At 35.3% G+C, this 21,970-nt stretch carries 19 protein-coding genes; 4 read left to right on the top strand and 15 right to left on the bottom strand.

Going from position 1 to position 21,970, the window contains the following annotated elements; translation table 11 throughout:
- Nucleotides 1-56 precede the first annotated feature (56 nt).
- From EO244_RS14490 to EO244_RS14480, 3 genes are all read left to right on the top strand, one after another.
- Entirely contained in the window at nucleotides 57-2,063 is a 2,007-nt protein-coding gene (locus EO244_RS14490) for an ATP-binding protein (RefSeq protein WP_129255412.1), read from the top strand.
- Nucleotides 2,064-2,144: 81 nt separating this feature from the next.
- On the top strand, nucleotides 2,145-2,852 hold the full coding sequence (pepE, locus tag EO244_RS14485; RefSeq protein WP_129255411.1) for a dipeptidase PepE: 708 nt from the start codon (nucleotides 2,145-2,147) through the stop codon (nucleotides 2,850-2,852).
- A 177-nt stretch (nucleotides 2,853-3,029) separates the two neighbouring features.
- The gene (locus tag EO244_RS14480; protein ID WP_129255410.1) at nucleotides 3,030-4,616 is read left to right on the top strand and encodes an aspartate:alanine exchanger family transporter; all 1,587 of its coding nucleotides are present in this window, start codon (nucleotides 3,030-3,032) and stop codon (nucleotides 4,614-4,616) included.
- 68 nt (nucleotides 4,617-4,684) lie between these two features.
- Here EO244_RS14480 and EO244_RS14475 read toward each other — a convergent pair whose 3' ends face one another.
- From EO244_RS14475 to prmC, 4 genes are all read right to left on the bottom strand, one after another.
- Entirely contained in the window at nucleotides 4,685-5,284 is a 600-nt protein-coding gene (locus EO244_RS14475) for a hypothetical protein (RefSeq protein ID WP_129255409.1), read from the bottom strand.
- Nucleotides 5,285-5,372: 88 nt separating this feature from the next.
- Nucleotides 5,373-6,758: an LPP20 family lipoprotein gene (locus EO244_RS14470; protein ID WP_129255408.1), complete on the bottom strand. Its 1,386-nt coding sequence runs from the start codon at nucleotides 6,756-6,758 to the stop codon at nucleotides 5,373-5,375.
- A 67-nt stretch (nucleotides 6,759-6,825) separates the two neighbouring features.
- Nucleotides 6,826-7,320 (bottom strand): regulatory protein RecX, encoded by a 495-nt coding sequence (locus EO244_RS14465; protein ID WP_164977509.1) that lies wholly within the window; start codon nucleotides 7,318-7,320, stop codon nucleotides 6,826-6,828.
- Nucleotides 7,321-7,356: 36 nt separating this feature from the next.
- On the bottom strand, nucleotides 7,357-8,217 hold the full coding sequence (gene prmC, locus EO244_RS14460; protein WP_129255406.1) for a peptide chain release factor N(5)-glutamine methyltransferase: 861 nt from the start codon (nucleotides 8,215-8,217) through the stop codon (nucleotides 7,357-7,359).
- 77 nt (nucleotides 8,218-8,294) lie between these two features.
- Between prmC and cls the strand changes: the two genes are divergently transcribed.
- Complete coding sequence (gene cls, locus EO244_RS14455) at nucleotides 8,295-9,761, top strand: cardiolipin synthase (RefSeq protein ID WP_129255405.1); 1,467 nt, start codon at nucleotides 8,295-8,297, stop codon at nucleotides 9,759-9,761.
- Nucleotides 9,762-9,768: 7 nt separating this feature from the next.
- Here the strand turns inward: cls and EO244_RS14450 are convergent, their stop codons facing one another.
- From EO244_RS14450 to EO244_RS14400, 11 genes are all read right to left on the bottom strand, one after another.
- Complete coding sequence (locus tag EO244_RS14450) at nucleotides 9,769-10,614, bottom strand: carboxypeptidase-like regulatory domain-containing protein (RefSeq protein WP_164977508.1); 846 nt, start codon at nucleotides 10,612-10,614, stop codon at nucleotides 9,769-9,771.
- Between the two features lie 168 nt (nucleotides 10,615-10,782).
- Nucleotides 10,783-11,775, bottom strand: coding sequence for a dihydroorotate dehydrogenase-like protein (locus EO244_RS14445; protein ID WP_129255403.1), 993 nt, complete (start codon nucleotides 11,773-11,775; stop codon nucleotides 10,783-10,785).
- Nucleotides 11,776-12,033: 258 nt separating this feature from the next.
- Nucleotides 12,034-12,270, bottom strand: a complete 237-nt coding sequence (gene atpC, locus EO244_RS14440; RefSeq protein ID WP_129255402.1) for an ATP synthase F1 subunit epsilon — start codon at nucleotides 12,268-12,270, stop codon at nucleotides 12,034-12,036.
- A gap of 59 nt (nucleotides 12,271-12,329) precedes the next feature.
- Nucleotides 12,330-13,835 carry a F0F1 ATP synthase subunit beta gene (gene atpD / locus EO244_RS14435; protein ID WP_129255401.1) on the bottom strand — a complete coding sequence of 502 codons (1,506 nt, stop codon included), beginning with the start codon at nucleotides 13,833-13,835 and terminating at the stop codon, nucleotides 12,330-12,332.
- 94 nt (nucleotides 13,836-13,929) lie between these two features.
- On the bottom strand, nucleotides 13,930-14,904 hold the full coding sequence (locus EO244_RS14430) for a polyprenyl synthetase family protein (RefSeq protein ID WP_129255400.1): 975 nt from the start codon (nucleotides 14,902-14,904) through the stop codon (nucleotides 13,930-13,932).
- A 125-nt stretch (nucleotides 14,905-15,029) separates the two neighbouring features.
- Nucleotides 15,030-17,519, bottom strand: a complete 2,490-nt coding sequence (locus tag EO244_RS14425) for a TonB-dependent receptor plug domain-containing protein (RefSeq protein ID WP_129255399.1) — start codon at nucleotides 17,517-17,519, stop codon at nucleotides 15,030-15,032.
- A 76-nt stretch (nucleotides 17,520-17,595) separates the two neighbouring features.
- Nucleotides 17,596-18,645 (bottom strand): tRNA preQ1(34) S-adenosylmethionine ribosyltransferase-isomerase QueA, encoded by a 1,050-nt coding sequence (queA, locus tag EO244_RS14420; protein ID WP_129255398.1) that lies wholly within the window; start codon nucleotides 18,643-18,645, stop codon nucleotides 17,596-17,598.
- 186 nt (nucleotides 18,646-18,831) lie between these two features.
- A complete protein-coding gene (truB, locus tag EO244_RS14415; RefSeq protein ID WP_129255397.1) occupies nucleotides 18,832-19,536 on the bottom strand; it encodes a tRNA pseudouridine(55) synthase TruB in 705 nt (234 codons plus the stop codon).
- 145 nt (nucleotides 19,537-19,681) lie between these two features.
- Nucleotides 19,682-20,470 carry an undecaprenyl-diphosphate phosphatase gene (locus EO244_RS14410; protein ID WP_129255396.1) on the bottom strand — a complete coding sequence of 263 codons (789 nt, stop codon included), beginning with the start codon at nucleotides 20,468-20,470 and terminating at the stop codon, nucleotides 19,682-19,684.
- 156 nt (nucleotides 20,471-20,626) lie between these two features.
- Nucleotides 20,627-20,869 (bottom strand): DUF3098 domain-containing protein, encoded by a 243-nt coding sequence (locus tag EO244_RS14405; RefSeq protein ID WP_129255395.1) that lies wholly within the window; start codon nucleotides 20,867-20,869, stop codon nucleotides 20,627-20,629.
- A gap of 39 nt (nucleotides 20,870-20,908) precedes the next feature.
- Entirely contained in the window at nucleotides 20,909-21,781 is an 873-nt protein-coding gene (locus tag EO244_RS14400; protein ID WP_129255394.1) for a cell division protein FtsX, read from the bottom strand.
- Nucleotides 21,782-21,970: the final 189 nt, after the last annotated feature.

Here is a 21,970-nt window from a genome sequence, read left to right as displayed (position 1 = left end):
ATGCCTGATCGAGAAAGAGAAGTTGGTTAAACTAACATAAAGCTGAATTCTTATTTGTGAAAAGGATTATCTACATATTTATTACTCTTTGTCTTATTACTAAGACAAGTTTTGCCGTTTCCAGCCCTCAATCCAAAATCGATAGTCTTAATAAACTATGTACTCAAACTGCAGGACGTGAAAGGTTGGAAAATTTTCTTGAGCTCAGTAGAGGTTATTGGGAAATCGACCCTCCTCGTGCGATTCAATTATCCAATGAAGCTCTTGCCCTAGCTAAAAATCTCGATTATAATGAAGAGGCTGCTAAAGCCATGTATTATTTGGGGTGTGCCTACCACATCAACAATCAGTATGATTTGTCCTTAACATTTCTTCTTGATGCCTATCGATTTTCAAACCAAAATAAGTTTCTCGATACCAATGCCAAAGTCGCTCTTCAATTAGGAATTGTCTATTATCAATTGGGGAAATACAAGAAATCTTTTACATTCTCACAAGAAGCTTATGATACCTTTAATCATTTAAATGATAAAAGAGGCTTAGCCAGATGCTGGAGTCTGATGGGATTGTACTACAAATCGCAGAATCTGGATGATTTTGCTTTAGATTATTTAGATCGGGGATTAAAATCAGCTAAAGAAATAAATGACGATGAACTCATCTGTAATGCCCTTAATGATTTAGGGACATTCTATACCGAAACAGGAAATATTCTGGAGGCCATTAAGGTTTATAAAGAAGCCGTTAGCTACCATCGTGATAACAGCTTAAACTATAATGTTGGCTTATTCGAATTAAATTTAGGAGTACTGTACCTAAGACACAACGAGAATGAAAAGGCACTTTCCCATTTGAATAAGGGTTATATTATTGCCAATAAATTAAAATCACACCGCTTATTTAGTTCATATTATGATTTTCTATCCCAATATTATACCAACAAGAAACTCTATTCTGAAGCCTTAAGCACCTATCAAAAAGCACAGGCTTATAAAGATACAATTATTGCCGATCAGCAAAGCAATAAGATTACAGATTTAGAAGTTCGTCAGGCCACACGAAACAAAGAAATTGAAAATCAAAAACTAAGAGAAGACAATCAGAAACAGGAAGTTGAGATATTTCGTCAGTATGTACTAAGTTTATCCATCGTTCTTGCCTTAATTACCGGAATCTTTATTTTATTTATTCGTTATCGTAACAACCGAAGACAAAGTGATATTCTCGAACTCGAAAAAAGCATGGCTGATCAGCATGCTAAAGAGATGTTTGCAAAAAAAGAAGCCCTGCAAAGAAGTGAGGAAGCTTTAAAAGCGGCAAACGAAACAAAGGATAAAATGTTTTCATTGATTGCTCACGATCTAAGAGGATCAGTTGGAAATATCAGCAATGGACTTAGAATGCTTTTGACCGAAGAAGATCTTGTTATTTCCGAGCAAGAAAGTAAAGAATTTTTAGGCTCACTTTTCCATTCTGCTGACAATTCATACGAACTCCTTGAAAATCTATTGGCCTGGGCTAGAAATCAAAGTCACTCAATTACTCCCAACTTAGAAATGGTAGACTTGGATTCAATTATTCTTTCAAACCTGGAACTACTTTCAGAATTGAGCAGAATCAAAGCCATTAGGCTCTATACATCAACAGAAAACAAAGTTGATATTTTCTGTGATCGAAATATGGTGCATACCGTACTTCGAAATTTCATATCCAATGCAATCAAATTCACCAACAAAGGCGGAACAATTGAAATTCGAACAGAAGTAAAAGAACACTTTGTAAGCATATCGGTTATCGATGATGGTGTTGGTATGCGTAAAGATCAGATTCAGAATATTCATAAAGGATTTACAACTGATGGTACGGCTAACGAAAAGGGAACCGGAATTGGATTAGCCCTGTGTCGCGACTTTCTTTCCAAAAATAATGGCTGGTTTAATGTTAGCAGCGAAGTTGACAAAGGAAGCACATTTACTTTTACTGTACCTCGACGTCCCTTAACCAAAAGAAAATTCTCAGAATTAGTCAAAGAAGAAGACAGCTATTCTCTTCTAAATATTTAAATTTAGACTTTTGAAACCTAGTCGTATATTAAACGTATGGGATTCTGATTTCGTAAAATACTTAAACTAAATTTAAAAATAATGAGACTTCTCTTAATTAGTAACTCAACCAATCCTGGTGAAGAATATTTAGATTACCCCAAGAATAATATCAAAGAATTTTTAGGGAATAAACCCGTAAAGGCTCTATTCATTCCTTATGCCGGAGTCACAGTTTCTTTTGACGATTACGAAGCAAAAGTTAAACATCGATTCAACGAAATTGGGCATGATATTGTATCTATCCATCATTTCGAAGATCCGATTAAAGCTGTGGAAGAAGCTGAAGCCATCGTTGTTGGTGGCGGAAGTACCTGGAACCTATTGCATATGGTTCATAAATTTAACTTGACCGATGCCATTCGCAACAAGGTTATAAATGACAAAGTGCCGTATATTGGATGGAGTGCCGGTTCAAACCTAACTTGTCCTACAATTAAGACGACCAACGATATGCCAATTATCGATCCTCTGGGATTTGAGGCTTTAAACCTGATTCCATTCCAAATCAATCCACACTATCTGGATAAAAACCCGGAAGGACATGGTGGAGAAACCCGTGAAGACCGAATTAATGAGTTTTTGGTTATTAATCCCGATATGTATGTGGCAGGTTTGCGTGAAGCAACCATGTTTTTAGTTGAGGATGGCAAAATCAGTTTAATTGGAGACAGAAGCTGTCGCATTTTCAAAAATGGTTCAGACCCATATGAACTTAAAGCTACAGACGATTTCAATTTCCTGATGTAACAAGATAATTAGTATCAAAATTCATGCGACTTTCTCAATCGAGGAAGTCGCATTTTTATTTTCTATAACATTCGGTACTTTATAAGAACTAACTGACAAATCGGACACTCGTCTCTTATTTATAAAAAAACTGTTTTAACTTTGCGGCCATAAAATACATATCATCTTAGTTCACCTATGGATTTATTATCATCAAGTTATTTCGTTCTATTTTTAATCGTAGCAATCGGTTTTATAATTGGAAACATCAAAATCAAAGGCATCTCCCTTGATGTATCAGCAGTAATCTTTGTTGCCTTGGTTTTTGGGCATTTGGGAGTCAGTATTCCCATCGATATTCAAAAAATTGGACTTACACTTTTTATTTTTACCATTGGTATACAGGCAGGTCCAGGTTTTTTTGAATCATTTCAAAAAAATGGTCGTCAGCTTATTATTCTGGCCTTTGTACTCATTTCCAGCGCATCACTAATCACTGTCGGTTTGGCTTATGCATTTGATGTCGATCTTAAAATAGCTATTGGTTTACTTACAGGCTCATTAACAAGCACGCCGGGTTTAGCAGCTGCTATTGAAAGCACGGGCTCAACACTTTCATCAATTGGTTATGGTATCGCTTATCCTTTTGGAGTTATTGGCGTCATCTTATTTGTTCGATTGTACCCCAAATTGGTTGGTGTAGATATTGACAAAGAAGCAAAACAATTGGAGGATGAAGATCTGAAAAAACATCCTGAATTATTCAATAGAAACTTCGTTGTTGAGAATGAGAAAATAGTTGGGAAAAGCATTCGTGAGCTTAAAGTACGTGCTATGACTCAAGCGAATATCACACGCATTATGCATGAGGGAACAACCATTGTTCCTAGTCCCAATACGATTCTTCACAAAAATGATATCATTAAACTGATTGGAAGCGAACAGGCACTTGAAAAAGCTAAAATTTTAATTGGCGAAGAAACTCAGGAAGAAATTCCGCTAAGCATTGATTATGTCGTTGAAACAATTCTTGTCACCAACAAAGAAGTTGTAAACAAAACCATCGGGCAACTCAATGTGCTTTCAAACTACAATGCCCGAATCACACGAATCAGACGATCCGGAATTGATATCGCTCCCAGCTCAAAATCGGTAATTCGTTTTGGAGATAAATTAGTTGTGGCATGCGGAACCGGAAATATCAACAACATCCGTCACCTGTTTGGCAACGATGTAAAAAAACTATCCGATACCGATTTTTTTCCTATCGCCACGGGTATTGTCTTAGGTGTATTAGTTGGGAAACTCAAAATCTCTTTTTCTGATGACTTTACATTCTCATTAGGACTAACCGGTGGTGTTTTAATGGTCGCTCTCGTTCTGAGCAGAATTGGCAAAACCGGACCCGTTTTGTGGACTATGTCGGGGTCAGCTAACCAATTGCTTCGCCAATTGGGTTTGCTTATGTTTTTGGCTGTAGTAGGGACCAGTGCAGGATCTAAACTTGTCGAAACCTTTCAGGAATCGGGCATGCTACTTTTTGGTATTGGAATCCTCATCACCCTTATTCCGATGCTCATCACAACACTTATCGGTCACTATTGGCTCAAAATGAACCTGCTTAATCTGCTTGGAGCTCTCACTGGAAGTATGACCAGCACACCGGGTTTAGCAGCTGTAGATGGCATGACTGATTCCAATGCTCAGGCCATAGCCTACGCAACGGTTTACCCCATTGCCATGGTCTTTTTAATTGTTTGTGTCCAGCTTATTAGTATGATCTAAAAAAGTACATTTATAAAAACAGCGCTTACCCAATGGATAAGCGCTGTTTTTTATATCACTAAGATTGATTAAAAACCTCTCTGCTTACTTTCTAATTTCTGCATTTCAGCTTCATAAGTTTCTTTAAACTTATTGTAATCGTAGTCAACTTTCAATTTTTCGTCCTGAGATAATTTTAGCTCGATTGCTTTTTCTAAATCTTCGGCACTCATTTCAAGAGCAATATACGTCTTGTATTTGTTTTGAGTTGTACGAGTTTGCTTCTCGCAAATAACCTTAATGTTATTCAACTGCTGATTAATAACTTCACGAGTCAGGCCTTCATAACGCTCTTCAACCTGTTCAACATTATTTAGCTCTGTTGAATTCACGTAACTATCAATGGTTCCTTTTATAGTTGATGCAATCAAAGTTGCCAACTCAGCACGTGCATTAGTTCCCGCTTTTTTCTTAGATACCATCTGATCCAAGCTTTCGCCAATTGCAGAGGCTCTAAAATGCTTTTTGTCACTTTGATACTCACTACCTGTACAGTGCACTTCTATCAATTCTTCTCCCTGCGACTTTGTCGAAACTAACTTTTCACTAGAACCACAAGATGTTAATCCTGCTGTCATTATTATCCCTAATCCCAGGATAAATGTCTGTTTTAAATTATTCAATTTCATAGTTTTCAATTTTTACTTCAGTTTCAAAATCTATTGTATATATAGCTTTAATACTAACTGATTTTTTATACTTAATAAGTTAAATCTGCTACAGATCCAACTGATTCAGTTTTGGTATTATGGTATTGTGTATTTCTTCAACAGCTTGTTCGTAAGCCTCTTTCACAGCATAATTATAGCTCACAGGTTTCATTCCTTTCACCTCGTAAATGGCATCGTTAAAAATCTCAAAACCCGATTTTAAATCAGTCAATGAGAAAAAACAATCCAAATAAACGATATGCACCTTATAGTTCCGTCCCTCTTTTATCTCTCCCTTGGTTACATTTGTTTTAACATCAAGAATTACATTGGCACTATCTTTATCATTGGTAAATGAAAAGAAATTTTCGGATAATTCTTTTTTTATCGCATTCTTGAGAATTGATCTACTGGAATCTTCCCCAAATATTTTCTCACTAAAAAGCATATAGGCTTTCAAACGTTCCACATTTAAAATAATGTCACATTGAGGAACTAATTCCGGAGTTAAAAACATTTTATAAAGCTCAAAATCTTCATCATCCGGATTCAATAGTGTTGACACATCCAATGCAACCGCAACTTTCTGAAGCTTCTGTTTAGATGTAACGCGTATCAATTGAGATGCTGCATATCCAAACTCATCGGTATTGACCGATTTATTCAAAAGCCCTTCGCCCACAACAAACTTGAAACTTAAAGGTAAATTCACGAGTTCAGTTTCGCCCTCATCTGTCAGCCAATTGGCCTTAACTAAAAAAGGCTCCTTCACTGCGGTTGAAATTTCTATCTTAATATTCTTTTTTACAGGAACAAGCTGAATGCCGGAATAAATATTCTGAATACGCTTATAAATCTCAGTTCCTAAATTCAACGATCCTTCAAAAGTCATTACCGACAAGTCCTCATCAAGATGCGTCTTAACGGCATCAATTGCTTTTATGTAATAAGTTAAAGCCTGAATAATATCCCGTTCTTTCTCATAGCTCTGAGCTTCCTCAAAATAATTTTGAGCCATTTTTTTAGCCTTATTCAGTTTTAATCTTTGCAATAATGCAAATTGACTTTTCGAGAAACGATAATACTCCCAGTACTCATTTCCCCTTTTATTATCCCATGAAGCAACCAATTCGTATCCCTCTAATTCCTGAACCAATGAAGTTTGAACTTTGGATTCAAACTCCTCTTTAAAACCGGAATGATCTTCGAATTGATGCAAAACTGAATTGGAAGAAATCTGAATAGAAATTTGAGAAGCTAAATCTTGCAAAGCTTTATTTTTTGCCACCTCCATATAATTAGACACGCCTTTGTTTACAACGGAAATACCAATATAATATTCCGAAGAAACAGGCCGATTTTTAATCCATTTCGGGGCTCGTCTACCTGCAAAGCTATTACTTACAATAATAAGTAGGGAAAAACATAAAAAATAGCGTAAAAGTCTAATCATAGTATTTGATTTGGATGAAATTTAAAGTTAGATATTCTTTGCTAAAAACATATTACTGACTAAACGATTATTCATCCTTATGTAATATTTTCTCAATATTTCGTAAAATCAAATTCGACTCAAACCCTCTCGATTGTGCAAAACGATAAAGCTTTGCCTTTAATTTATAAGGATCCTCTTCGCGTGTACTTTTCATTTTTGCACGAAGCATCTCCTCAAGGTTATCCTCATAAATTTCCTTTGATATGCTATCAAAAGCCTCCATAATCAGATATTCAGGAATTTGCTTTTGCTTAAGATGATGCGAAATTTTAATGCGCCCCCATTTATTAAACTTATACTTATCACGCACATAAAAACCTGTATATCGTTTTTCATCAATAAACTTATCATCTATCAAAGACTGAATAATTTTATCCTGATCGTCATAAGACAAATTCCAATTCTCAAGTTTTTTCCGAATATCCGAACAACACTTTTCTTGTCGGCTGCAAATAAATTGCATCTTCGAAAGTGCTGAAGAATAACTAATTTCTTTCGCTTTTTTATCTTCTGAATCCATCATTGAATATTAATGAAATTTTTGAGGTCTGAACAATTACCATTCTGCTGAAGTCATGCGATCTCTACCATTTAGATCTTTTCTTAATTGAACAGATGAAAAACCCATAGATTTCTGAAGCTCGAGCATTTCATGACCTAAAGCTTCATTAATTTCGAAATAAAGTTTACCACCCTTTTTCAGGTGACCTTTAGCAAATTCAGTAATTCGTCTGTAAAAAATTAGAGGATCCGTATCAGTAACAAAAAGCGCCGAATGCGGTTCGTAAGCAAGTACATTATCTTGCATCAATTCTTTTTCTGATTCTTTCACATAAGGCGGGTTACTCACAATAATATCAAAATCATTATCCCAGCTGTAATCTTCCCATTTTAAAAAATCACGATGGTAAAAATCAATTGTAACCTCGTTCAATAATGCATTCTCTTTTGCCTTTTCTATCGCTCCTGCAGATATATCAACCGTACTCACACAAGCCTTATTGATATGATGAGCAAGAACAATAGGAATACAACCACTCCCCGTTCCAATATCCAGAATCTTAGGCGATTTAATTTTATTTTCTTGAATGATGGCATGTACCAACTCTTCAGTTTCCTGTCGGGGAATTAAGGTCTGTTTATTCACCTTAAATTTAAGATCATAAAATTCTGTTTCGCCAATAATATATTGAATTGGAACCGATTGTTTCAAGTCATTTAAAGCCTTTGAGATCTGGTCAAAGATATTTTGTTCAATTTTTTCATTCTTATTTAATTGAATCTCAATTTTTGAGTAATTTAGTAAGTGTTCAAGTAGAAGATAACATATATTTTCAATCTCTCTTTGAGGATAAAACGTTTTAAGTTCCTCTTTAAAAAGATTTTGAATACTTTTAATATTATGTGCTGAATTCATATCGTTCGGATTTTAAAACAAATATACAAATCTTCTGTCTATGCGTTTCACGATTTACCTTAGCATAAATTAAACTTATGGTTTTCAATTGGAATGAAATTTGGCTATACCTCTTTGGAGCACTGGGCATCATTTATATGCTAACAATCATCTTTACGGTTATTGTTGTCATACTTGAAAACCGTAGTCCACAAAAAACAATCTCCTGGATTCTTGTCCTTATACTCTTGCCGATTATCGGCTTAGTATGCTATTTGGTATTCGGTCAGAGCTATCGAAAACAAAAAATGTTTAGCCTAAAAGAACTTGGCGACCTCAAATGGTTGGAAACTTTAAGCCATAATCAAAAAGGAAAACTTGAAAAAAGTAATTTCTTAAAAGACGAGTGTATTCATGAGAAGAAAAATGTGATGACACTTTTGCTCAACAATTCAAAAGCACTCCTTACAGGACAAAACAAAGTCCATATTCTTAATGATGGCGAAGAGACATTTTCTGAAATATTCAACACACTTCGCAAAGCAGAAGATCATATTCATTTGGAATACTATATCATTGAAGATGGCGAATTAGCCAATGAGCTTCATGAAATTTTAATAGATCGCGCAAAAGCTGGAGTTGAAGTTAGAATTATATACGATGGAGTTGGCAGTTGGAAACTCAGTCAGGATTATATTGATAGCTTAAGAAAAGTGGGCGTAAAAATTCATGCTTTTTTACCTGTTCATTTTCCAATTTTAACCAATCGAATCAACTATCGTAATCATAGAAAAATTATAGTTGTTGATGGGAAGACAGCATTTGTAGGTGGTTTAAACTTTGCCGATCGGTATAAAAATGGAATTCCGGATATTGGTATCTGGCGGGATACTCACCTGAAAATTGTTGGAGAGGCAGCCAGTAGTTTGCAAATTGTTTTCTTAATCGATTGGTATTTTGTCCGTCAGGAAGTTCTTCTTGATGAAAAATATCGCCCTTATTTTAAAGTTAAAGAGCACTGTCTTTTACAAATTGTATCCTCGGGAGCTGACTCTGATTGGGCAAGTATTTTACAGGCTTATTTCTCGGCGATCACCTCAGCTAAACAAAATGTATACATCTCTTCGCCCTACTTCATGCCCAATGGCAGCCTCTTGATGGCATTAAAGACAGCTGCAATGAGCGGGGTTGATATAAAGGTTTTAATTCCTAAGAAATCCGATTCAACAATGACTTTTTATGGCACTCTATCTTATATCGAAGAACTACTGGAAGCCGGAGTTAAAATCTACTTCTACAAAAAAGGATTCAATCACAGTAAAATTATGATGGTAGATGGTGTGATATCAACAGTTGGAACGGCCAATATGGATATCAGAAGCTTTGAACAGAATTTTGAAGTAAATGCACTTATCTACGATGAAACGATCACATTGGAACTTAGAGCCCGTTTCTTAAAAGATCTGGAAGATAGTGAAGCAATTGATCTATTAACATGGCAAACGCGATCTAAGAGTCAAAAACTAAAGGAATCTCTGGCAAGGGTTTTCACGCCTCTATTATAAAACAAGGCTATTTTCCCGGACGAAGATGATTTATCAGTGTCTTTGTACTATCATCCAAAGCATATTCATATTCCCCCTCTACATAGTCCATGGCAAAGGTGCCGTATAAAGCTTTTATTCTTTGAACGATATAAATATCACGAGTTTGATAGGTAAAATGTTCTCTTTCGTTAATATAAACCATAAGAGCATTAAGCCGTTCTCCTGTTTCACCGGTAATATCCTGCACCAATTGTTTATTGAACTTGCTCTTTATAATCTCTGCTTTATACTCACTTGTTTTTAATTTGGCAACATGTTCTCTCTGCTTTCTATCTTTAAACTTTCTATTTGAAGATATACCCAGGCCTATACCAGGTCTGTTCATGGCAACAGCCGCCTGCATATATTGTTTCAAATTACCAAAATCCCAACCGCTCGTCACATTCTTTTCTTCAGGCAATTCCATTTTCACAAAATTTTCTTTAAACTGATTCCAAGTACCTAAAGAATAAATATCAACCTCTTCGAGCATATAGGATATTCTATTCAATTTTAATTCCTGAAATGCAGTTCCATCAGTTATTTCTGAGGTAACAGGGATGATTTGTTCAGCAAATCCTAAGGAAGATACTTTAAGGCTTTGATTGGGCTTTATTTGAACTTTAAAAAAACCCAGACTATCGCAAATAACACCCCAGTAGGTATTATCAATCTTAATGTGTGAATAAGGTATTCCTTCATTTGTAGCTGCATCAACCACCTTACCCGAAAGAATGAAACTCTCATTCTTTTCTGAATTTTGTGCACTGGAAATAAAGGGAAACAGTACAAAGCAACTTAAGCATATGAGGACAAAATGAATCGATTTCAAGGCTAGTTTTCTTTTTAGTGACAGCTAAAGATATCATTTGAAAAGGATAGATTTTGAGCTTATTACATTTTTTAACAGAGATTAACCTTACTTATAATTTTCATAAAAAATAAAAAAAGCCGAATCGGAAAGACTCCAATTCGGCTTAAAACTATTATGACTAATGATTTACATCACAAAATTTCTAAAATGTTTCATAAACTGAACCCTCTCAAAAGCAGCAGGATCGTTTGACTTATCCTGACTCAGCTTTCCTTGGAAATCGCTTAAGTTTTCAAAACCTTGCTCTTCCATCCATGAATAAATTTCTTTAGTCAGAATATCGATATAACCTGGCCCTTCTTTATAAATGATTGAAGCCAATTGGACAGCATCAGCACCCGCCAATAATTGTTTGATAATACTTTCTGAAGAATGAATACCTGTAGTCGCAGCAATTGAGCAATTAACTCTATCACGAAGAATACCAACCCATCTCAAAGTATTTTTAAAATCGTCAGCGCCTGATAATACCTGTCCTGTATTTAATGTCAGGTTGTGGATATCAATGTCAGGGCTGTAAAAACGATTAAACATCACAATGCCATCGGCTCCCGAATCATCCAATTTCTTAACCATATGAGCCAAGTTGGAATGATAAGGACTTATTTTTAGCGATACAGGTAAAGCAACCTGTTCCTTTACAACTTTTAAAACCTCGTAATAAATATTTTCGTTCTCATCCACAGAGCGATTTAAGTCGGTTGGCAAAACAAAGAAATTTATTTCTAAAGCATCAGCCCCGGCCTTTTCAATTTCACGAGCCAAATAAGTCCACTTTTGAGAACTCACACAATTCACACTCGCGATGATTGGAATAGATACCGCTTCTTTTGCTTCCTTAATTAAGCGCAAATATTTTCGAACGATGTCCTCTTCCGGTTCTTCGTTCATATAATCAAATGTTTCAGGATAGACATATGGACGACTTGTCATATTCAACATTTTCTCATCCATTTCCATTATAATCTCCTCTTCGAAGATCGACTTAAGAACAACAGCAGCGGCACCATTTTCTTCAAGTTCCTTAATTTTTTCTACAGAATCAGTAAGGCCCGAACTTGCAACAATAATCGGGTTTTTTAATTCTAATCCTAAATAATTTGTACTTAAGTTTGGCATAAAATTTTGTTTTAGTAGATGTTTATTGATTGGATTTTGTTTTTATGGATTGATCATTCTTCAGCTCATCAAATAAAAAAAGGAGTCGAACTGAAAAGCTTGATAAACAAATTTAACTCAGAACAATCTATATTTCAAATCGATAATCTTTATATAAATATAGTTAATCCAAATCAGTAATTCATACTCAAATTCATAGCAAGAAAAAAGGCCTGTCGAAAAACGACAAGCCTCTTTTAATATCATAAAATCTCAGCCCTAATCAGCCAAAATAATCACTGTATTCTTTTTACATTCAACAACGCCGCCCTCAACTTCGAACAATTCTATTTGCCCATTTGCAGTTTTAATTTTAATCACACCACGGTCAAGAGTTGAAATAATCGGTGCGTGATTCTTAAGAATCTCAAAAGAGCCATTTATCCCGGGTAATTGAACAAGATCAACTTCACCTGAAAATATTTTCTTCTCAGGAGTTACAATTTCTAAAAGCATTTTTATCAATTTAAAGTTACAAGTACCTAAACTTGAAAGTACTTAAAACACTTCTGTATTTAAGCTTCTGCTAATAATTTTTCGCCTTTTTCAATAGCTTGCTCAATATTACCTACAAGGTTAAATGCTGCTTCAGGATACTTATCAACTTCACCATTCATAATCATGTTGAACCCTTTAATGGTTTCCTCAATTGGAACCAAACATCCTTTCAGACCTGTAAACTGCTCAGCAACATGGAAAGGTTGAGATAAGAAACGCTGAACACGACGAGCGCGGTGTACCACCAATTTATCCTCATCAGAAAGTTCTTCCATACCAAGAATGGCAATAATATCCTGAAGTTCCTTATAACGTTGTAGCAGCTCTTTTACGTTTTGAGCACAGTCATAATGAGCATCACCAACGACATCACGAGTCAAAATTCGAGAAGTTGAATCCAATGGATCTACTGCTGGATAAATACCTAACTCTGCAATCTTACGATTCAATACAGTTGTTGCATCCAAGTGGGCAAATGTTGTTGCCGGAGCAGGGTCGGTCAAGTCATCGGCAGGTACATATACCGCCTGTACCGATGTAATAGAACCTCGCTGTGTTGACGTAATACGCTCTTGCATCGTACCCATCTCTGTAGAAAGAGTCGGCTGATAACCTACCGCAGAAGGCATACGACCAAGAAGTGCAGACACCTCAGATCCAGCCTGTGTAAAACGGAAGATATTGTCAACAAAGAAAAGAATATCACGTCCGCCAGACTTCTCATCACCATCACGCAAACTCTCCGCAACTGTCAAACCAGAAAGAGCAACACGAGCACGGGCTCCAGGAGGCTCATTCATCTGACCAAAGACCAAGGATACTTGTGACTTATCTAAAGCTTCTTTATCCACTTTAGATAAATCCCATCCTCCTTTTTCCATATCTTTCTCAAACTCTTCGCCGTAACGAATAACCTTTGATTCGATCATTTCACGAAGCAAGTCATTCCCTTCACGGGTACGCTCACCTACACCTGCAAATACAGACAAACCATCTTGTCCGATTGCAATATTATTTATTAACTCCTGAATCAAAACGGTTTTTCCAACACCGGCTCCACCGAACAAACCAATCTTACCTCCTTTGGCATATGGTTCAATAAGGTCAATAACCTTAATCCCTGTATAGAAAACCTCAGATTCTGTTTTTAATTCATCGAAATGAGGTGGTGTTCTATGGATAGAATACCCGCCTTCTTTATCAACCCCTTCAATTCCATCAATGGTTTCACCCACTACATTCAAAAGACGTCCTTTTATCTTATCACCAGCTGGCATAATAATAGGGGATCCTGTTGCAATAACATCCATTCCCCTTCTCAAGCCATCAGTCGAGTCCATCGCAATCGCACGAACCGTATTCTCACCAATGTGTTGCTGACATTCAACAACTAAATTTTTACCATTTTCAATTACGACCTCTAATGCGTCGTAGATTTCAGGAAGTACAGTACCCTCCAATTCGAAACTAACATCGATTACAGGACCGATTACCTGAACTATTTTGCCAATATTTTGTGACATTGCATTTATTTTATTGGAACATTTATTATCGTGTGATGACAAATTTAGCATTTTTCCTCAAAAAGGATGAACTTATCTTATATTTTTAATAAACTTAAACGGAACGATTTATCAGGCGCTTTACCAGTAAAGTCAGGTTCTCCTTTTTCTCTTCTTCAACCTTAACCGAAGTCAGGTAATCTAAGCATAACTCAAAATATTTATCAATTTCAATTTGTGCCAAATCACGTACATTTAGATCTTCATAAATCTTTTTAACTGCTGCAATTTTCTCTTCCGGATTGTAATCTTCCAGGCTCATCCACTGTAACAACTCAGCTTTGGTGCTGGCATTAGCCAATTCCTGAGCTTTAATCAACAAAAACGTTTTCTTATTGCAAAGAATATCACCTCCGATTTTCTTTCCAAAAACCGCTTCATCACCAAAGGTATCGAGCATGTCATCCTGAAGTTGGAATGCCATTCCTAAATTTAAACCAAACTGATACAAAGCCTCAGCATCATCGGCATCAGCATTCCCCATAATAGCACCCATTTTAAGACTTCCTCCCAAAAGAACGGCTGTCTTAAGACGGATCATATTTAAATACTCTTCAACACGCACGTCTGTTCTATCCTCGAACTCCATATCGAATTGCTGTCCCTCACAAACCTCAAGTGCTGTTTGATTGAAAACTTCAAGTACAGAACTTAGATGCTGATTTTCACAACTCACTATAAATTGATAGGCTTTAATGGACATAGCATCCCCCGAAAGAATAGCCACATTGGAGTTCCACTTTTCGTGAACGGTGGACATATTTCTTCTGATTGGCGCATTGTCCATTACATCATCGTGTAGCAGCGTAAAATTATGGAAAACCTCAATTCCAATTGCCGGCAAATAGATCTTTTCAAGGTCATTCTTGTAAAGATTGGCTGCCATTAAAACCAGAATAGGGCGTAATCGTTTACCCCCGATAGAAAGGATATATTTCATTGGCTCAAATAGGCCTTCGGGAGGAGTAGTAAACTCCAAAGTATCAATTCTGTCCTGAATTTGAGTTTGAAGTTCGTTGAAAGTGTACATGTGAGTTGAGTTATGATTCAATTTTTAGAATGCACTAAAATATAAAAAAAAAAGACGCTCTTCACCTCCTTTTCAAAATCGTAGCGAACAAAAATGCAATCAATAAACCAACTTCTTCATACACATTAAAAATATAATTCTACACCTAAAGTAATTGTTCTTGGACGTGGATAATTATTGTAATCAATTCCATCCTGAGTATCTGGATTTAATCCCTTATAAGAGGTCCAGGTTTTTAAGTTTTGTCCTACTAAATAAAACTTAGCATTAATATGCTTAGGAAAAATATTATTGGCATTGTAAGTCAGGCTGATATTCTCCAAATGAAGAAATGATGAGTTATGGAGATAGTAGTCGGAATAATTATCAGACACAAAACGTTTATTTAAATAAGACCTGCTTACATTCTGGAATGGATACGATGGAAAACTAAACCTTCGATCTATTCTTGAAAAAGTATAACCACCTGAGTTAGCTCTCACTGTAAAATTCAATGCCCACCTCTTATATTCAAAATTAGAACTCAATCCCCAAAATAGCTTTGGAATAGAACTCCCCATGATAAACTTCTTGTAATCATCAACATATAGATCTTGAACAGGATTTCCATTATCATCATAAACTTGCTTCATCAAATAGAAGCTATTTAATGGACGATTTAAGTTATAGGCTTTGTAGGCTTCATAATGGGAATTTAATCCTTCTGGAAATTTTACAACTTCACCATTATTCCTACTTAAGTTAAAGTCTAAGTTCCAAGAAAAATTATTTTTGTCGATAAGATCCGCTAATAAAGAAAACTCCCAACCTTTATTACGTATTGTATAAGGATAGTTGTAATGAATAGTATATCCTGAGGGGGCAGAAGAAGAAATATTCATCATCGATTCATTTTCCCTGTTATACCATTCAATCTTTCCTAATAAGCGTTTTGAAAAAAGTGAGAAATAAAGTTCAAAATCAAGCGTTTCTGTACTTATAATGTTCGCCCAATAAAGATCTTCATCAACGTCACCAGACTTCCCGTAAGAACCTTTTAAAGAAATATCATTTACAAAATCAAACTCGGAAAATTGCTTCTGCTTTATTAAAGAATAAACGAATCCCAAAGATTTTGTATACTGCCAGTCGAAGTCAAAATCATCATTATATTCCTTTTCTTGTCTATAAATATAGTTTATAGATAATCTTTCACCATAGCTATAATCAGCAGATAATATGAAAGCCTTTCTTTTATAATCTTTGTTCACAAACATTAATGAATTTCTGGATTTACTCTCATATCGAGATTCAAGATCTCTTTCAAAGATTATTATTTCTCCAGAAACATTTACTAATAAGAGATTCTTTTTATTATGGCTTTGAAACAAATAATCTAAACCCAGATTATAATATCTCATATTCTGTTTGTAATTCACTTCTGATCTATACTTTTCGTACCATGAAGAGGATATTACCTCAGGATTATTTGCAAAACCATTTCTATCAGCATCCTCCTTATCTATACTTACTTGTCCGGTAATATTCAGTTTAGGTAGAAAAGGTAAACTATACTTAAACCCTAATTGGGCAGATAATATATCTAATTTATTTTTATCACTCCTTTGCTTTAAATATGCTAATGGATTGTAATCGTATAATTCATAATTATAATCTCCCGAATTATCATACAAAGCTTGAGTTGGATCAGCTGATAATGCGCAATAAAATGCATCAGGATCTGCAAAAGTATTCTTTAACTTAGACGCATTCAGTTTTAAATTTAAGCTTAAATAATTATTAAGAAATAACTTCCTACCACTGATTCCAAAAGATTTTCGTTGGAATTCAGTCGTTTTAACTACGCCATTTCGCTTAGTATAACCTGCAGATACTCTATATGGAGTATCTTTAATGTTACCATCAATGCTTAAATGTTGATCAGTTCCAACCCCTGTCTGATGAATAACATCTTGCCAATCGGTATTAGCATTTCCCAAATACTTTATTTCATTTGGATAATCTTCTTTTATTAAAGATCTAAATTCATTGGCAGAAATCATATCTGCTGAGTTCGATCGATAACTGAGGGTGGTCTTTGAGATAAATCGAACCTTTGTTTTATTACTTAGACCTGCTTGCTTAGTAGTAATCAAAATTGCTCCATTATACGCATCGTTCCCATAGACTGCAGCTGCAGCCACATCTTTTAATACTTGAATACTTTCTATATCCGACACATTAATAATATTTGAGATACTATTAATTGTATTATTTTCTATTCCTGGAATATCCATTGAAAAATAAAGAGGAATTCCATCGATAATGATTAAGGGATTAACATTGTCAGTAATACGAGATTGACCTCGCATGGACAATTGATTAAATTGGCCAGGGCTTCCATTTTCAGGTGTAATTAACAAGCCAGAAACTTTCCCAAAAAGAAGATCCTCAAAAGAAATAAAACTCCCTTTATTAAACGCTTCACTTTTTAATATTGAGCCCTTAAAATTTGAAATTGAATCTTTCTCATGACTCTTCGCAAAATCCATATCTGATTTAACAGAGTTAAATGCAAAAATGGTACTTGGGAAAATAAGAATCCCTAATAGGAAATTAATTAATCTTATGCTCATACTACAAAACTAAAAAAAAGCCATCCCAGAAAATGGAATGGCTTAAATTTATATTTAATATAAATAATAAGAGCTATCAGATAATCAAAATGGCATCACCGTAAGTCCCGAAACGGTACTTCTCTTTAATTGCAAGTTTGTAACATTCCATTACTTTATCATATCCTCCGAAAGCAGCTACCATCATCATTAGTGTTGAGTATGGTAAGTGGAAGTTCGAAATCATTGCATCTGGAATACTAAAATCATAAGGAGGGAATAAAAATTTATTCGTCCATCCTTCAAATGGCTTAAGCGTACCCATTGTTGAAACTGAACTTTCAAGCGTACGAACAACAGTTGTACCAACAGCACAAACCTTATGTTTTCCTTCTTTTGCCCGGTTCACAATTTCAACAGCCTTATCGTTAATGAAGATTTGCTCTGAATCCATTCGATGTTTCGTTAAATCTTCAACGTCAACATCTCTAAAATTACCCAAACCTACGTGAAGCGTAATTTCAGCAAAATTGATTCCTTTAATTTCAAGACGCTTCATCAACTCACGGCTAAAGTGCATGCCTGCAGTTGGAGCTGCAACGGCTCCCTCGTGCTTTGCAAAAATAGTTTGAAAACGCTCAGCATCCTCAGCTTCAACCTCACGGTTGATAAACTTTGGAAGCGGTGTTTCACCCAAACTGTACAGAGCTTCTTTAAACTCATCGTATGGCCCATCAAATAAGAAACGAAGGGTTCTTCCTCGTGATGTTGTATTATCAATTACCTCGGCAACTAACAAATCATCATCACCAAAATACAGCTTGTTTCCAATACGAATCTTACGAGCAGGATCAACTAAAACATCCCATAACCTTTGCTCGCGATTTAATTCGCGCAATAAGAATACTTCGATTTCAGCTCCTGTTTTTTCTTTATTTCCGTATAAACGGGCAGGAAAAACCTTGGTATTATTAAATACCATCACATCTTTATCATCGAAATATTCGATAACATCTTTAAAAATACGGTGCTCAATCTCTCCGGTATCTTTGTGAAGTACCATCAATCGAGATTCATCACGATTGTAGGCAGGATGTAAAGCAATAAGTTCTTGAGGTAAATTAAACTTAAACTTAGATAACTTCATAAGGCTGACTTTAGATATTTTTGATGATAGATATGAGTTCAAATGAACCCAAAAACATATGGACTAATAAGAATCAATTTAATTGCACAAAACAATTACACAAGCTTCTCAACTCACATCCAGCGAGTTAACACAAGTGCACTTATTCTCAACAGTGAAATCTTAATGAAAATGGCTGCAAGATAGTTATAAATTCTCTAAATAACTTATAAATTCTTCTATTTCAAGTGCCTGATCTTTTCGATATTCACCAATACGAGTTCGCTCTAAAGCAATCAAATGCGCTCCCGATTTCAAACTCTGACCAATATCACGAGCCAAGGCTCGAATATAGGTTCCCTTACTGCAAACTACTCGTATTTTTAAAACGTCATCCACAAAGCTTAAAACTTCAATTTCATCGATAACAAGAATCTTCTCTTTAATCTCAACCTCTTGTCCCTTTCGAGCATATTCATAAGCTCTTTTCCCATCAATTTTGATTGCAGAATAAGCGGGTGGACGCTGTCTGATCTCGCCAATAAAACCTTTTAAAGTTTTATCAACAAGTTCCTGAGTGATATGTTCTGTTGGATAAGTTGCATCAATTTCTGTTTCTAGATCGAATGAAGGAGTTGTTGCCCCCAATTTAAGCGTTGCAATATATTCTTTCACCTGTGCCTGATAAGAATCAATTCTCTTGGTATACTTTCCGGTACAAACAATCATCAAACCCGTTGCCAAAGGATCAAGTGTCCCGGCATGCCCAACTTTAATCTTCTTTAAATTATATTTATGCTTAATCTTAAATTTGGCTTTATTCACCAAATCAAAAGACGTCCATTCGTAAGGTTTATTCAAAAGAATGAAAGCTCCGCTTTGGAAATCCTGATCTACCTCGTATTCAATCATACTCTTTATAACATGTAATTGTATGTGATTTTCTAATTTAATAAATATCTCCCATTTATACTAAAACTAAGCTCCTGGAATTTTAATTTTCCAGGAGCTTTATATTTTTTAATGGATTTTATTAAATCTCTACATCTGTTTTTTATTAGGATGCAAAAATGGCAATAAGTCCGATAATAAGACAATAGATTGCAAAATAAATAAGCTTGCCTTTTTTCACCAATTTAATCATCCAGCTACAGGCCAATAGACCTGAAACGAAAGCGGCAATAAAACCAACAATCAAAACTGATGTATCCATGCTGGCAGCTTGTGAAATATCTGACTTAAATAAGTCTAAAACGTTTTCTCCAATAATAGGAACCAAAACCATCAGAAAAGAGAACTTAGCAACCTCAGCCTTTTTATTCCCCAAAAGCAGACCCGTTGCGATGGTTGATCCTGATCGCGAAACGCCAGGTAGAACAGCACAGGTTTGAGCAACGCCAATAATTAAAGCGTCGCGAAAACTAATATCCTTTTCTTTTTGTTTAGCGTAGTAAGTAAAAGCCAAAAGCGCCGCTGTTATTAAAAGCATGAACCCGACTAACAGAAGAATCTTATCGGTATTAAAAAGCTCTTCAACCTGATCTTTAAAAAACAGCCCTACGATAGCAATTGGAATCATCGAAAACGCAATTTTTGCAACATATTGTGTCGATTCATTCCATTTGAATTCAAATAAGCCCTGAATCAGTGCCAAAATATCTTTACGAAATACGATGAGTGTGCTCAGTACAGTTGCACCATGAACCACCACAGTAAACCTCAAATTATCCTCGGCATTCACACCCAAAAGGGCCTTACCTATCTCGAGGTGCCCACTGGAACTAACGGGTAAAAATTCGGTTAATCCTTGAACTAATCCTAATATCAGTGCTTCTATCCAATCCATTGTTTTGTTTTAAATCCCATCCCTCTTTTAGTAAAAGAGTTTTAGTTTGTTATTTTATAAAGAAGGCTTGCTTCTCATTACCCACAAACAAAATGATACCGCAACCAAATGAATGGAAACGGTAAATCAGTTTATTAAAAAATTTATTTGAGTTTCTTATTTCTCTTTAGGTCGTTTCATGATAGCATAAATCTCGAATGCAAATCCGAAAAGAACAACCATGGGAGCTAAAGTAATACGTCGAAAACTAAAGATATCCTCATCAAAAACAGTTGGATCATCAGATCCTCCCCCCATCATCAGCATAAACCCAATGATAATAATGGCAAAGCCAATCAGTAATAACTTATAGTTTTCTTTTGCCAAAGCAAACTCGAGTTTCTTATCGTTCTTATTCATATATTAATCCTATTAAAACTTCTAATTCAATCTCTACACCTAATACAAATGTCTGGTATCGATTCGTAAGAATTTGTTGACCGCTAAAAAGGTTGAAATCCACGTGATCACAATTCCAATTAAAACAATCAGTATAAATAATAATCCTAGTATTTCAATATTTTCAAAGGTGATGACATCTCGTAATTCTCTTTGAGATAAATAAACGACTCCCGTCAAAAGTAAATTTGCAATGATCGCACCCATAACACCATGCCAAAAACTACGCCCCATAAAAGGACGACGAATAAAACCACGGGTAGCTCCAACCAATTGCATGGTTTTAATCAACATTCGATGCGAATAAATTGATAATCGAATGGTATTATTGATCAGAGTTACCGATATCAAAAAGAGCAAACCACTAAACGCAAGAAGAATTAAACTGATCTTCTTCACATTTTCATTAACCAAATGCACAAGCGATTTCTGATAATAAATCTCTTGGATTTCATCATACTTAGCCAGCTTCTTTTCTATTTTGGCAATACTCTCAGGATTTGCATAATCGGCATACAATTTCACATCGATAGTTGCCAGTAAAGGATTGTAACCTAAAAATGAAACAAAATCTTCACCCAAATCCTTTTGTAAATCCTTAGCTGCCGTTTCTTTATCGATAAACTTTGTTGATTTCACAAAAGAACTTGCATCAAGGAATTTCTGTAAACGACGAATCTCAACTTCCTTCACATTATCTTTTAACACGACCGACAATCCGATATTTTCTTTCACATAATTGGATAATTGCTGGGCATTTAACACCAACAACCCCATTAGTCCCAACATAAAAAGAACCAAGGAAATACTAATTACAGAGCTAAAATATGAAGTTCGTAAACGGCGTTTCGAAGCCTTATTGCTTTGAGCCATGTTAATAGGTTTATTGTGAATATAAATTTATGGCAACATGCGAAAATACAATTTTTAATCAGAAATTACCCTCTTCGTTCATAGTAATTTGGACAATAATTTCGTAAATAATCTGAGGATGGGATTCAGATCTTAAATAAGAATCAGCTGATTTTCATTTCAACATAAGCTCGCACATTCAGCATTAAA

This window comes from Ancylomarina salipaludis, assembly GCF_004122035.1.
GTDB classification, from domain to species: domain Bacteria; phylum Bacteroidota; class Bacteroidia; order Bacteroidales; family Marinifilaceae; genus Ancylomarina; species Ancylomarina salipaludis.
The sequence above is the reverse complement of the archived record's forward strand: the minus strand, read 5'-3'. Positions and strand labels throughout refer to the sequence as shown.